Origin of the sequence: Rhodococcus sp. NJ-530, from assembly GCF_003860625.1 — a bacterium.
GTDB lineage: Bacteria > Actinomycetota > Actinomycetes > Mycobacteriales > Mycobacteriaceae > Rhodococcus_F > Rhodococcus_F qingshengii.
On sequence record NZ_CP034152.1, the window covers coordinates 5978133 to 5990392 of the forward strand.

Consider the following 12260-nt stretch of genomic DNA (forward strand, 5'->3'; position numbering starts at 1 on the left):
ATCCAGACCGAGTGCCAGCGATCACACAACCGGCCCTCGATTCCACCGAACACCGCGAGAAATACCAGCGGTGACCGAAACGAAGAGGAGACGCCATGACGCTCACATCGCCGCTCGACAAGCGCGGAGAAGCATCCGACGACTCGTACAACGAGACGCTTCGACTCCTGTCCGAGGGCTCGGTGCACAAGCACTTCGACCCGTACCTCGACATCGACTGGGACTCCCCCGAGTTTGCCGTCGTCCCGAACGATCGCCGCTGGATCCTCCCGGCCGAGACTGACCCGCTGGGTGCACACCCGTGGTACCAGTCGCAGTCCGAGGCCAGGCAGATCGAAATCGGCATGTGGCGCCAGGCCAATGTCGCGAAGGTCGGTCTCCAGTTCGAGAACATTCTGATCCGCGGCATGATGCAGTACGTCTTCTCGCTGCCCAACGATTCGGCCGAGGCGCGTTACTGCACGCACGAGTCGGTCGAAGAGTGCAACCACACGATGATGTTCCAGGAGATGGTCAACCGCATCGGTGCCGACGCTCCCGGCATGAGCCGTCCGATGAAGATGCTTGCACCCTTCATCCCCCTCGCTGCGGGTCCGTTCCCCGAACTGTTCTTCGTCGGTGTCCTCGCCGGTGAAGAGCCGATCGACCACATTCAGAAGAGCATCCTGCGCGCCGGCGGCCAGATTCACCCGATCATGCAGTCGGTCATGGCCATCCACGTAGCCGAGGAAGCGCGTCACATCTCGTTCGCGCACAAGCTTCTGAGCCGTCGCATCCCGCTGATGTCACGCCCGAACCGGTTTGTCCTCTCGCTGCTGTTCCCGATCGTCATGCGCATTCTCTGTGACGCCATCGTCATCCCGCCGAAGTCCTTTTGGAAGCAGTTCGACATCCCGAAGTCCGTGAAGAAGGACCTGTTCTGGGATCTGCCCGAGTCGCGCCAGACCCTGCGCAACTACTTCGGTGACGTCCGCATGCTGGCCACCGACACCGGTCTGATGAACCGTGCCTCGCGCCTGGTGTGGAAGGCCTGCAAGATGGACGGCCGCGCATCACGCTTCCGTAGCGAACCTCACCGCAGCTCGCACAACGCCGCCGCGTAGCTCCCGGACAGTCGAGATCGGACTCATAGCGCCATGCCACACGTAGTCACGCAGTCCTGTTGCAGCGACGCCTCGTGCGTCTACGCCTGCCCGGTCAACTGCATCCATCCGACGCCGGACGAGCCGGACTTCCTCACCGCCGAGATGCTGCACATCGATCCGCAGGCCTGCGTCGACTGTGGCGCATGCGTCTCGGCCTGCCCGGTCGACGCCATCGTCCCCGAGTCGAAGCTGACCGACCCGCAGCGAGTCTTCCTGTCCATCAATGCGGACTTCTACAAGGAAGAGCGACCCAGGCCGCTTCTCGCCAAGGTCATCCCGGCAGCCCACGTCGACAAGGGCCGACCGCCGTTGCGCGTTGCGATCGTCGGTTCCGGACCGTCGGCGATGTACGCCGCGGACGAGTTGCTGACTCAGCCTGACGTGCAGGTCAACGTCTTCGATCGCCTTCCTGTGCCTTACGGCTTGGTTCGCGCCGGCGTTGCTCCGGACCATCAGAAGACCAAGCAGGTCACTCGCTTGTTCGACAAGATCGCCGCACAAAAGGGTTTCGAGTTCTACCTCAACGTCGAGATCGGCAAGCACATCTCGCACAGCGAACTGCTCGAAAATCACCATGCGGTGCTCTACGCAGTCGGCGCTTCGTCCGACCGTGGTCTCGGCATTCCGGGCGCTGATCTGCCTGGCACGGCCTCGGCCACCGACTTCGTAGCCTGGTACAACGGCCACCCCGATCACGCCGACGACGTCTTCGACCTTTCACATCGCCGCGCGGTCATCATCGGAAACGGAAATGTCGCGCTCGACGTCGCTCGCATTCTGACGGCCGATCCCGAGAAGTTGGCCGGTACCGACATCTCCGCTCACGCACTCGCCGCTCTGCGGAAGAGTCGCGTCGAAGAAGTTGTCATCGTGGGTCGACGCGGAATCGCGCAGTCCGCGTTCACGGTCCCCGAGTTCACCGGCCTGATGGCACTGCCGGACATCGAACTCTCTGTCGGACCCGACGACATGGTTCTCGACTCGGCCACCGAAGAACTGGCAAAACGCGGCGAGCTTCCGCATGCCGTCGAGCAGAAGTTGCGTCTCCTCGAAGCACTGAAGAACCGCGATCACGTCGACGTCGGCAACAAGCGCATCACGTTGCGCTACCTGCTCACACCGACCTCGATCACCGGCGACGATCAGGTCAGCGGAATCGAGTTCGCTCGCAACGCTCTTGTCGACGCCAACGGAACCGTGCAGATCGAAGCAACCGGCGATACCGAGACCATCGATACCGGCTTGGTCCTCACCTCGATCGGCTACCGCGGAGTGCCCATCCCCGGCGTCCCGTTCGACGAGCGTGCGTCGGTCATTCCGAACGAGAACGGCCGAGTCCTCGAAGCTCCGAACGGTGATCCCGCCACCGGGGTCTACGCGACCGGTTGGATCAAGCGCGGACCGAGTGGGTTCATCGGCACCAACAAGTCCTGCGCGCAGGAAACGATCAGGATGCTCGTCGACGACTTCAACGACGGACGCCTGACCAACCCGGTCGCCGACGACTCCGCAGTCGATCGTCTGGTCCGGGCGCGACAGTCCGACGTCGTCGACCGCGAGGGCTGGCATGCCATCGACAAGGCGGAACTGGAACGCGGCGCTGCGCACGACCGTGTCCGCGAAAAGGTTCTGGATCAGGTCGAGATCACCTCCATCCTCGACGCTGCGTCCCGGGTGAAACCGGCGCGTCGATTCGGTCGACCCGTTCGCGCTCGCTGATCCGCTACAGGTAAACAGCTACTTTCACGCACACGGCCCCGCCTGCAGACTCGTCTGCCCGGCGGGGCCGTCTGCGTTCCGGCAGCGTCCCACTCAGCGAAAATTTTTGCCCGTCAGCGGCCGAAATCGTGTAATACTGCAACCTGTTCCAGTAAGCGGCACAGCGGGCCCACGATCCCCCGGATCAGGCTCGCCAACCAGATGAGGATTGCATGAGCGAGACTGCAACGCCGGCGCCGAACGGGAGTGTGACACCTGCAGTAGAGGGTTGGTTCACCACCGGCGACGAACCTGCTCTGATCGGCACGAAGTGCCAATCCTGCGGCACCATTTCCTTCCCTCGTGAGGCGACGTTCTGCAAGAACCCGAGCTGCTTCAGCGAGGAGTTCGACGACGTGGAACTCTCCCGTAGCGGCACTGTCTGGTCGTACACCGACGCGCAGTACCAGCCCCCGCCGCCGTACATCCCGCGCTCGGATCCGTACGAGCCTTTTGCTCTCGCAGCAGTCGAACTGCCCGAGGGCATCGTCATCCTCGGCCAGGTGGCCGACGGATTCGGCGTCGACGATCTCAAGGTCGGCAATACCGTCGAATTGGTTGTCGAGCCGCTGTACACCGACGAAACCGGAGTACGTACGACGTGGCGCTGGAAGCCTGTCGCCGCAGCTGATCAGGAGTTGCAGTCATGAGCAAGGACGTCGCAGTACTCGGTGTCGGTATGCACCCCTGGGGCAAGTGGGGGCAGTCGTTCGTGAAATACGGCGTTGCGGCCGCTCGCGCCGCGCTCGCCGATTCGGGTGTGAATTGGCAGGATGTCGACTTCATCGTCGGCGGCGAGACCGTCCGCAACGGGTACGGCGGATACGTCGCCGGAGCCACCTTCGCGCAGGCACTCGGCTGGAACGGCGCTCGCGTCGCCACGTCGTACGCCGCGTGTGCGACGGGAGCCCAGGCACTCGACACCGCTCGCGCACGAATCCTGGCCGGCCTCAGCGAAGTTGCCCTGGTCGTCGGCGCCGACACCACGCCGAAGGGCTTCCTCGCTCCCGTCGCCGGTGAGCGTTGGGACGACCCGGACTGGCTGCGCTTCCGCCTCATGGGTATGAGCAACCCGGCGTACTTCGCGCTCAACGCGCGTCGTCGCATCGACCTCTACGGCGCCACCGCGGAGGATTTCGCCAACGTGAAGGTCAAGAACGCCAGGCACGGGCTGAGCAATCCGAATGCGCGCTACCGCAAGGAAGTCACCGTCGAGAACGTGTTGGCCTCCCCCGTGGTGTCCAATCCCCTTCACCTGCTCGACATCTGCGCGACGTCCGACGGCGGCGCCGCAATCTTGCTGACGTCGATGGAATACGCCCGCAAGATGGGCATCGCGGAACCTGTTCGCATCAAGGCTATTTCGACGGTCACGCCGACGTTCCCCCAGACGATCATGGACATGCCGAACTTCTCCACCGATTCCAGTTCCGCCGTTCCCGCTCCGGAGCGCACGTTCAAGGAATCCATCGGCTACGCCGCATACGAAGAAGCCGGGATCTCTCCCGAGGACGTCGACGTCGCCGAAGTCTACGACCTCGCTACCTCCGTGGAACTGGACTGGATCGAAGACCTTGCCCTCTGCAAGCGGGGCGAGGCCGAGCACCTCCTGCGTGCGGGTGACACCAGTATCGGAGGCCGCATCCCGGTCAATCCGTCCGGCGGTCTCGCGTGCTTCGGCGAAGCCGTTCCCGCACAGGCACTTGCGCAGGTGTGCGAGCTCACTTGGCAGCTTCGTGGACAGGCCGAAGGCCGTCAGGTCGAAGGCGCCCGCATCGGTATCACCGCCAACCAAGGTCTGTTCGGACACGGCTCCTCGGTAATCGTTTCCGCCTGACCCTGTTCTACTTTCGTGGCGGTCGCACACTCACCCGTGAGCGGCCGCCACGATCACGTCTGCCACTGCCCCTGGCCGGGAAACCAGCGAGGCATGGGAGGTCGGGAGTTCGCTGGTGTTCGCGCCCATCCGGTTTGCCATGAACCGCTGCGCCGATGCGGGGATCCCGCGATCCTCACCGGCAACCAGATACCAGCTCGGTGTGTTCGCCCACGACGGTGGCCCGCCGAGCTCGAGGTTCGCCCACAGAGCCGCAGACTTCTGATGCGCCAACATCGTTGCCGCTGTCTCGTCGGAAACATCCTGAGCGAAGACGGAATGGAAATACTCGTCCGTGACGTAGCCGTCGACGTTCTTCCCGCCGATCGCGTGAGGATCGTCGACGATCTTCAATCCCAGAGCCGGAGGAAGCAATTGGCTGCCAGGAAACCTGATGGGATCGATCGTGATCTGCACCGGCTCACCCTGAACCGGAGCAAACGCCGCGATGTACACCAACGACTGCACCTTCGGGTCGTGAACATTGGTGATCACCGCGCCGCCGTACGAGTGTCCGACGAGCACGACAGGTCCGTCGATGTCCGCAACCGTCTTCTCGATCACGGACGCGTCGTAAGCGGGCCCGCGTAGAGGATTGTCCGGCGCCACGACGCGATAGCCACGCGAACGTAGGTCGGCGGCAACGCCGTCCCAACTGGTCGCGTCGGCAAAAGCGCCGTGGACGAGAACGACGGTTGGCTTGGGGCTCGCCACCGCAGCGCCGGAGCCGAAGATCACTCCAGCCGCGACTGTCATGAGTAACGCCAGAACTGCGGTGAATACACGTGAGATCTTCATGCGTTTCCTTCACTCTCGTCGAAAAGCGAGAAACTGCGGTAGGCCGGGACACGCCCGTTTCGATCCTAGAAATACCTGCTGCGACGGACGTGACTGTCCGTGCAGACTTTTGAGCTCACACTGCACAACTTCTGGTTGAGCGTCCGCATCGCGGGGTATCAGGGCTGCATGGCTTTGCTCCTGGATACTTCCGTGTTGGAGCCTGACCAACGCGCGGACGCCTTTGTCGACGCGATGGGTCGTGCCTCGGTCCCGTGTGCAATCCACTTGGAGAACCCGGAACGGGTGAGCGCGAGAATGAACGTGTGGAACCTCGGTGCAGCATCACTGTTCCGCTCCGAGTCGACCGGTATGCGGTTGACCCGAACACCACGTCACGTCCGGTCCGCGTCGATGCCCGTCCTTGCGATTGCCCTGCAGGAGATCGGGATCGGCCATCTAGATCAGCACGACGAACAACGCAGAGTGCCCGCCGGTGAGCTGTTGATGACGGACCTGACGTCGACCTACGATTTCTCCTGGCCGGGAACGGGCGCTTCCCAGTGCCTCTACGTTCCGATGGATCGGCTGGGACTGCCGATCGACACCGTGCGGGACGCAGCTACCCGGCCTCATCACAGCAATCTGTACCCCGTGATGATCGCGCACGTTCGTGAATTGTTCCGCAGCGCCGCTCTGTTGGAGACCGATCCTGCCGCCGAACAATTGGGCGAGGCCTCGATCGAACTCGCACGTGCTTTGGTCGCTTCGATCGCACATGCGAATCCTGACGCATCCGCTCCGAGATCGTCCCTTGCCATGACTTCGATCCGTCGATACATCCGTGAACACCTTCACGATCCGACACTGAACCCCGCACGAATTGCTCACGCCCACAACATCTCACTGCGACAGCTGTACAAGATCTGCTCGGACAACGGCTTTCGGATCGAACAGTGGATCATCACCCAGCGCCTGCAGAAGGCTCGGGACGAACTGGCTCGACCCGCTACCGTCGATCTGCCGATCGCGACCGTTGCGCACCGGGCGGGGTTTGTCGACGCCGGACACTTCAGCCGACGCTTTCGACAGGCCTACGGGCTGAGCCCGACTCGTTGGCGTCAGCTCCGCGATTGAAGCAGCGCCACAACGTCCGACTGACCACGACTTTCGGCATTGTCCAACGCGGTCTTCCCCGATGCATCGCGGATCGAGGGATCTGCCCCCGCGTCGAGAAGCTGAGTGATCACGTCGATATAGCGCGCCGAACCATCGCCGTACACAACGGCTTCGAGTAGCGCCGTCCACCCGGGATCGTTGATGTGATTGACCGGAACCCCGGCAGCGATCAGCATCCGGACGGTCTCGACATGCGCGTGTTCACTCGCCGGAATCAGCGCCGTACCGCCGTAACGGTTCACGCTGTCGACGTCCGCGCCGTGGGCGAGCGTGAGCGCCAGAATCTCGTTCAAACCCTCGGCTCCGGAATACAGGAAGGCCGAATCCTGCATGGAGTCCTTCGCGTTCACGTCAGCGCCGGCAAAAATCAACGTAGAAGCCGCAGCGACGGCGTTGTTCTTGGTGGCCTCGACGAGTGGAGTCCGTTCGCCCTCGCCGCGCGCTTCGATGTTCGCGCCGGCAGTCAGGGCAGCGGTAACAGCTGCGGGATCATTGCGGTCCACAGCATCGAAGAGCGCGCGTTCGGATTCCGGCGTCGATGGTGGATTTACACCCGTAGGCGGTACAGCTGCCGTTGTTGGTGCTGACGCCGCGGTTGTCGGCGTCAGCGGGGTGTCGGACGAACTGCAGCCGGCCAACGCTCCGGTCACCGATGCCGCGAAGATTGCGCAGGCGAGGACAGACTTGCGCGGCCGCGCCATCACAACGAATCACTTTCTTGGACAAGTGTTTCGAGCGTCATCCTGACGGCGTCCAGGTGTTCGGCCATCGCCCTGGAGGCGTGGTCGTAACTCCCGGATGCAATTCCTTCGACTATTCGTTCGTGTTCCTCGTTCGACTTTTCCTGGCGACCGGCAACAAGATTGAGTGTCTCGGACTGCCTTGTCAGCGCTTCACGGATATCGACGATTACCGACTCGAAGACCCGATTCCTACTGGCTTTTGCAATCAGTCCGTGAAATTGGGCGTCGAGTGCAACCCATACGAGCGGATCGTCCTCGTCACGCATCTGCTGGACCAGTCCGCGGAGGGCTGCCAGTTCCTCCGCTGTGTGCCGTTGGGCAGCCCACCCTGCGGCCGGAATTTCAACATGCGGCCGCGCTTCGACCAACTCGTTGGCCGCGTAGCTGCCGAAGTCGAGGTCTCGCGCTATCGAATCGCTGACGACGAAGGTGCCGAGCCCGGATTTCGTCTCGGTGAGCCCGAGGGCATGGCACGAGCGCAGGGCTTCACGGATGACCGATCGACTGACCCCGTGTCTTTCGGCCAGGGACGCCTCGGACGGGAGACGCTCTCCGACTGCCAGTTCGCCGGAGGTTATTGCGGCACGGAGGTCGGCGAGAACCGCCTCGGCAGCACTCACCCGAGAGGCGACGGGTCGCCTGGTGGCCCAGCTGTCTGACAGGTTCATGCCGTCATTGTTGCGACTGCCGAAGACCCGCGTCAAACATCGCACTTGATGAAGGGTTGACGTGCCGGAGTGAGCGAGGTAACAATTACACCTGTCAGACAGCCTGATAGCCCGATAGCTGGGCGGGACTACTACTCGACCGTCAGCGCTGCGATCCCGAAATACACCCACCGCGCAGAGTGATGCTTGCGCGAAGAGACACGAGGAATTGATCAAGTGCTCGAAACGCGAACAGAACACGATCTGCTCGGCGATCGCGAGGTTCCAGCCGATTCGTACTGGGGTATCCACACCTTGCGCGCAATGGAGAACTTCCCGATCACTGGTCGAACAATCGCCACGAACCCGCATCTGATCCGCGGCATCGCTTACGTCAAGTGGGCCGCAGCCAGCGCAAACGAAAAGCTGGGCATCCTCGACCGCCCGCGCGCGGAGGCCATCTCACAGGCATGCAAGGAGATCGTGGACGGGCGGTGGCACGAACAGTTCGTGGTGGACGTCATCCAGGGTGGCGCCGGCACGTCGACGAACATGAATGCGAACGAGGTCATCGCCAATCGCGCGTTGGAAATCCTCGGCCACCAGCGCGGCGACTACGAACGGCTTCACCCCAATGAACACGTGAACCTGAGCCAATCGACCAACGACGTCTACCCCACGGCCGTGAATATCTCGACGATCTTCGCGATCGATGACCTGCTGGATGCACTTCTTACACTCCAGAACGCATTCACGACCAAATCTCTTCAGTTCGCCGACACAGTGAAGATGGGACGCACCCAACTGCAGGACGCCGTGCCGATGACCCTGGGTCAGGAGTTCGGGACCTACGCGGTCATGATCGAGGAGGATCGGGCGCGTCTGGCTGAGGCCGCTCTTCTCGTTCACGAGATCAACCTCGGTGCGACTGCTATCGGCACTGGCCTCAACGCACCCGCCGGCTACGCCGAGGTGGCCTGTTCCGACCTGGGCGCACTGACCGGACTGCCGCTGGTGTTGGCAACGGATCTTGTCGAAGCGACCCAAGACGTGGGCCAGTTCGTCCACCTCTCCGGCGTCCTCAAGCGGGTCGCTGTGAAGTTGTCCAAGGTGTGCAACGATCTCCGGCTGCTCTCTTCGGGCCCGCGAGCCGGATTGAACGAGATCAATCTTCCACCGGTGCAGGCAGGTTCGTCGATCATGCCGGGCAAGGTCAATCCTGTCATTCCCGAAGTCCTCAATCAGGTCGCGTACGAAGTCATCGGCAACGACGTGACGATCACGATGGCTGCGGAATCCGGTCAGCTCCAACTCAACGCTTTCGAGCCGATCATCGTGCACTCACTGTCCGAAGGAATGCGACACCTCGGTGCGGCTTGCCGCATTTTGGCGGACCGGTGCGTACTCGGCATCACGGCTAACACTGAACTGCTGCGCGCCCGAGTCGAAGACTCCATCGGCCTCGTCACCGCGCTCAACCCCTACATCGGATATACCGCGTCCACTCGGATCGCCCAGGAGGCGTTGATTTCCGGGCGTCGCGTCGCCGATCTCGTAATCGAAGCCGGCCTGCTCGACCGCGAGGAACTCGATCGGTTGCTCAGCCCCGAACATCTCGCCAATCTCCGCGTTTCGGGGGAGAAGCCTCATGCCACCGCTGTTGCGGAGGAGGTTCGATGACCGTCGAACGGGAAGAGACAGGCCGCGCCGAAGTTGCCACTGAGGAGGATCTCGGATATCAGAAGGCGCTCGGCCCCAGACAAATTCAGATGATCGCGATCGGTGGCGCGATCGGAACCGGCCTTTTCATGGGGGCGGGAGGGCGACTACAACAGGCGGGCCCGGCCTTGGTTCTCGTGTACGCGCTGTGCGGATTCTTCGCGTTCCTGATCCTGAGGGCGCTCGGCGAACTGGTGATGCACCGACCGACTTCCGGATCCTTCGTTTCCTACGCACGCGAATTCTTCGGCGAAAAGATGGCTTTCGCTGCGGGCTGGTTGTACTGGATGAACTGGGCAATGACTGCCGTGGTCGACGTCACGGCTGTGGCGTTGTACATGAACTTCTTCAAAAAGTACTGGGCGCCACTGGGACACATCGATCAGTGGATGTTCGCTCTGATCGCGGTGTTGCTGGTTCTCGGACTGAATCTCGTGTCCGTAAAAGTCTTCGGAGAGTTGGAGTTCTGGTTCGCGTTGATCAAGGTCGTGGCCTTGACCGCATTCCTCGGGTTCGGTGTCTATTTCGTACTCTTCGGCACACCCATCGAAGGGCATTCCTCCGGATTCAGCCTGATCGCCGACAACGGTGGGCTGTTCCCCAACGGAATACTGCCGGCAGTCGTGGTGATTCAGGGCGTCGTGTTCGCCTACGCTTCAATTGAACTCGTGGGGACCACGGCTGGAGAGACCGAAAATCCCCGGAAGGTGATACCCAAGGCGATCAACACAGTGATCATTCGGATCCTCGTCTTCTACGTGGGGTCGGTCCTGCTGCTCTCGCTGTTGCTCCCGTACACCGAATACCACGCCGGTGAAAGTCCATTCGTCACATTCTTCGGTTCGATCAACATCCAAGGCGCAGATGCGATCATGAATCTGGTCGTTCTCACGGCGGCGTTGTCTTCCCTCAATGCCGGGTTGTATTCGACCGGACGAATACTCCATTCGATGGCGACGGCCGGTTCGGCGCCTGCCTTCGCTGCCAGAATGAACAAAGCCGGAGTGCCGTACGGGGGAATCGCACTCACCGGCGTGGTCATCCTGTTCGGCGTCGGGCTCAATGCTGTTGTCCCAGCGCAAGCCTTCGAAATAGTCCTCAATCTTGCGGCACTGGGCATCATCAGTGCATGGGCGGTAATTGTGCTGTGCCAGTTGAGGCTCTGGCAACTTGCGAAACAAGGCAAAGTCACTCGCCCTGCCTTCCGCATATTCGGCGCACCGTACACCGGGATCGCGACACTGGTCTTTCTTGCGGTCGTTATCGTGTTGATGGCATTCGACAACCCTGTTGGAACGTGGACCGTCGGATCCATCGCGATCATCGCACCGCTCTTGATGATTGGTTGGTACGCCGCCAGGAATCGTATTCGCGAGTTGGCCATCCACCACCCCGCAGCTTGACGTGAAAGGACCACAGTGTCGAAAGTCGCAGTTGTCACTACCGGTGGCACCATCGCCAGCACCCGGGATGCGCATGGAATCAGCCGGCCCGCAATCACCGGTGCAGATCTGGTCGGCACAGAGCAGACCGACATCGAGCTTCGAGTCGTCGACGTGATGTCGAAGGACAGCTCGAGCATGACCTTCGCGGACATGGATCGTGTTCGCGACGCCGTAGCCGATCAATTGAAAGATCCCGAACTCGACTCGGTGGTCGTGCTTCACGGCACCGACACGATGGAGGAAACTGCGTTCTTGTTGGACCTGCACCACGACGACCAACGCCCGGTGGTCTTCACCGGCGCGCAGCGCACTTTCGACCATCCCGAATCCGACGCTCGTTCGAATCTCGCCGCGGCGATCTCAGCCGGACTGGACATCTCGTCACACGGGCGTGGTGTCCTCATCGCCTTCGGCGGTTCGGTCCATCCAGCCGCAGGTACGCGAAAGTCCGATACGACGGCACTCGATGCCTTCCGCCGCGTGCACATCGATCCGCTCCTGCTGCGTACTCCCGAACCATTGCCGTGGCATCCGATTTCGGACACCCGCGTCGACATCATCGCCGTGTATCCCGGGGCAGACCGCGTACAGATCGACGCCTGCGTGCACGCCGGGGCGCAGGGACTTGTTCTCGACGGACTCGGTTCGGGAAATGCCAATCCGACGATAGTCGAGGCCGTACGAGACTGCGTAGGCGCTCACATTCCGGTAGCCGTGACAACTCGGGTGCCCTCGGGGCCAATCTCCCCGGTTTACGGTGGCGGTGGTGGCGGGCACGACTTGATCGCCGCAGGCGCTGTATTTTCCACCGATCTTCGAGCCGGGCAGGCACGTGTACTTCTGGCAGCCTTGTTGTCAGATCCGGATCTCGTGGGCCTGGAAAAGGTATTCGACCGCTATTCGAGGTTTGCTCGCACCCCGCCGTTCGGGCGGTAGAACTGGCGACACCATTCATTGTTCGAAATTCACTC

Annotated in this window: 11 protein-coding genes; 8 read left to right on the forward strand and 3 right to left on the reverse strand. The window is 62.0% G+C overall.

Annotated features, from left to right (window positions below):
• Positions 1 to 95: 95 nt before the first annotated feature.
• The 4 genes from EHW12_RS27940 to EHW12_RS27955 all read left to right on the forward strand — a co-directional run bounded on the left by EHW12_RS27940 (position 96) and on the right by EHW12_RS27955 (position 4740).
• Entirely contained in the window at positions 96 to 1103 is a 1008-nt protein-coding gene (locus tag EHW12_RS27940) for a diiron oxygenase (RefSeq protein WP_003943163.1), read from the forward strand.
• Between the two features lie 33 nt (positions 1104 to 1136).
• Complete coding sequence (locus EHW12_RS27945) at positions 1137 to 2864, forward strand: FAD-dependent oxidoreductase (protein ID WP_125052269.1); 1728 nt, start codon at positions 1137 to 1139, stop codon at positions 2862 to 2864.
• 212 nt (positions 2865 to 3076) lie between these two features.
• Positions 3077 to 3553, forward strand: a complete 477-nt coding sequence (locus tag EHW12_RS27950) for an OB-fold domain-containing protein (protein ID WP_037126255.1) — start codon at positions 3077 to 3079, stop codon at positions 3551 to 3553.
• Positions 3550 to 4740: a lipid-transfer protein gene (locus EHW12_RS27955; protein ID WP_125052271.1), complete on the forward strand. Its 1191-nt coding sequence runs from the start codon at positions 3550 to 3552 to the stop codon at positions 4738 to 4740. Before EHW12_RS27950 ends, EHW12_RS27955 begins: the two co-directional genes overlap by 4 nt.
• A 30-nt stretch (positions 4741 to 4770) precedes the next feature.
• Here the strand turns inward: EHW12_RS27955 and EHW12_RS27960 are convergent, their stop codons facing one another.
• Entirely contained in the window at positions 4771 to 5577 is an 807-nt protein-coding gene (locus EHW12_RS27960; RefSeq protein ID WP_125052273.1) for an alpha/beta hydrolase, read from the reverse strand.
• Positions 5578 to 5676: 99 nt separating this feature from the next.
• Here EHW12_RS27960 and EHW12_RS27965 point away from each other — a divergent pair, with 99 nt between their 5' ends.
• The gene (locus EHW12_RS27965) at positions 5677 to 6693 is read left to right on the forward strand and encodes a helix-turn-helix domain-containing protein (protein WP_231915874.1); all 1017 of its coding nucleotides are present in this window, start codon (positions 5677 to 5679) and stop codon (positions 6691 to 6693) included.
• On the opposite strand, the gene EHW12_RS27970 is transcribed toward EHW12_RS27965, so the two are convergent.
• Together EHW12_RS27970 and EHW12_RS27975 are read right to left on the reverse strand one after the other, a co-directional pair.
• Positions 6678 to 7436 (reverse strand): ankyrin repeat domain-containing protein, encoded by a 759-nt coding sequence (locus EHW12_RS27970; RefSeq protein WP_007730406.1) that lies wholly within the window; start codon positions 7434 to 7436, stop codon positions 6678 to 6680. The genes EHW12_RS27965 and EHW12_RS27970 overlap by 16 nt on opposite strands.
• Positions 7436 to 8146, reverse strand: coding sequence for a FadR/GntR family transcriptional regulator (locus EHW12_RS27975; protein WP_039973154.1), 711 nt, complete (start codon positions 8144 to 8146; stop codon positions 7436 to 7438). Before EHW12_RS27975 ends, EHW12_RS27970 begins: the two co-directional genes overlap by 1 nt.
• 216 nt (positions 8147 to 8362) lie before the next feature.
• Between EHW12_RS27975 and EHW12_RS27980 the strand changes: the two genes are divergently transcribed.
• The 3 genes from EHW12_RS27980 to EHW12_RS27990 are packed head-to-tail and all read left to right on the forward strand — an operon-like array spanning position 8363 to position 12225.
• The gene (locus EHW12_RS27980; protein WP_125052275.1) at positions 8363 to 9805 is read left to right on the forward strand and encodes an aspartate ammonia-lyase; all 1443 of its coding nucleotides are present in this window, start codon (positions 8363 to 8365) and stop codon (positions 9803 to 9805) included.
• Entirely contained in the window at positions 9802 to 11247 is a 1446-nt protein-coding gene (locus EHW12_RS27985) for an amino acid permease (RefSeq protein ID WP_030536152.1), read from the forward strand. The genes EHW12_RS27980 and EHW12_RS27985 overlap by 4 nt, the downstream gene beginning before the upstream one ends.
• A 15-nt stretch (positions 11248 to 11262) precedes the next feature.
• Positions 11263 to 12225 (forward strand): asparaginase, encoded by a 963-nt coding sequence (locus EHW12_RS27990; protein WP_125052277.1) that lies wholly within the window; start codon positions 11263 to 11265, stop codon positions 12223 to 12225.
• The last annotated feature ends 35 nt before the right edge of the window (positions 12226 to 12260 follow it).

Bases quoted from the DNA above. Each gene is read 5' to 3' on its own strand.
- EHW12_RS27940 (WP_003943163.1), top strand. From the start codon at position 96: ATGACGCTCACATCGCCGCTCGACAAGCGCGGAGAAGCATCCGACGAC.
- EHW12_RS27945 (WP_125052269.1), top strand. From the start codon at position 1,137: ATGCCACACGTAGTCACGCAGTCCTGTTGCAGCGACGCCTCGTGCGTC.
- EHW12_RS27950 (WP_037126255.1), top strand. From the start codon at position 3,077: ATGAGCGAGACTGCAACGCCGGCGCCGAACGGGAGTGTGACACCTGCA.
- EHW12_RS27955 (WP_125052271.1), top strand. From the start codon at position 3,550: ATGAGCAAGGACGTCGCAGTACTCGGTGTCGGTATGCACCCCTGGGGC.
- EHW12_RS27960 (WP_125052273.1), bottom strand. From the start codon at position 5,577: ATGAAGATCTCACGTGTATTCACCGCAGTTCTGGCGTTACTCATGACA.
- EHW12_RS27970 (WP_007730406.1), bottom strand. From the start codon at position 7,436: ATGGCGCGGCCGCGCAAGTCTGTCCTCGCCTGCGCAATCTTCGCGGCA.
- EHW12_RS27975 (WP_039973154.1), bottom strand. From the start codon at position 8,146: ATGAACCTGTCAGACAGCTGGGCCACCAGGCGACCCGTCGCCTCTCGG.
- EHW12_RS27985 (WP_030536152.1), top strand. From the start codon at position 9,802: ATGACCGTCGAACGGGAAGAGACAGGCCGCGCCGAAGTTGCCACTGAG.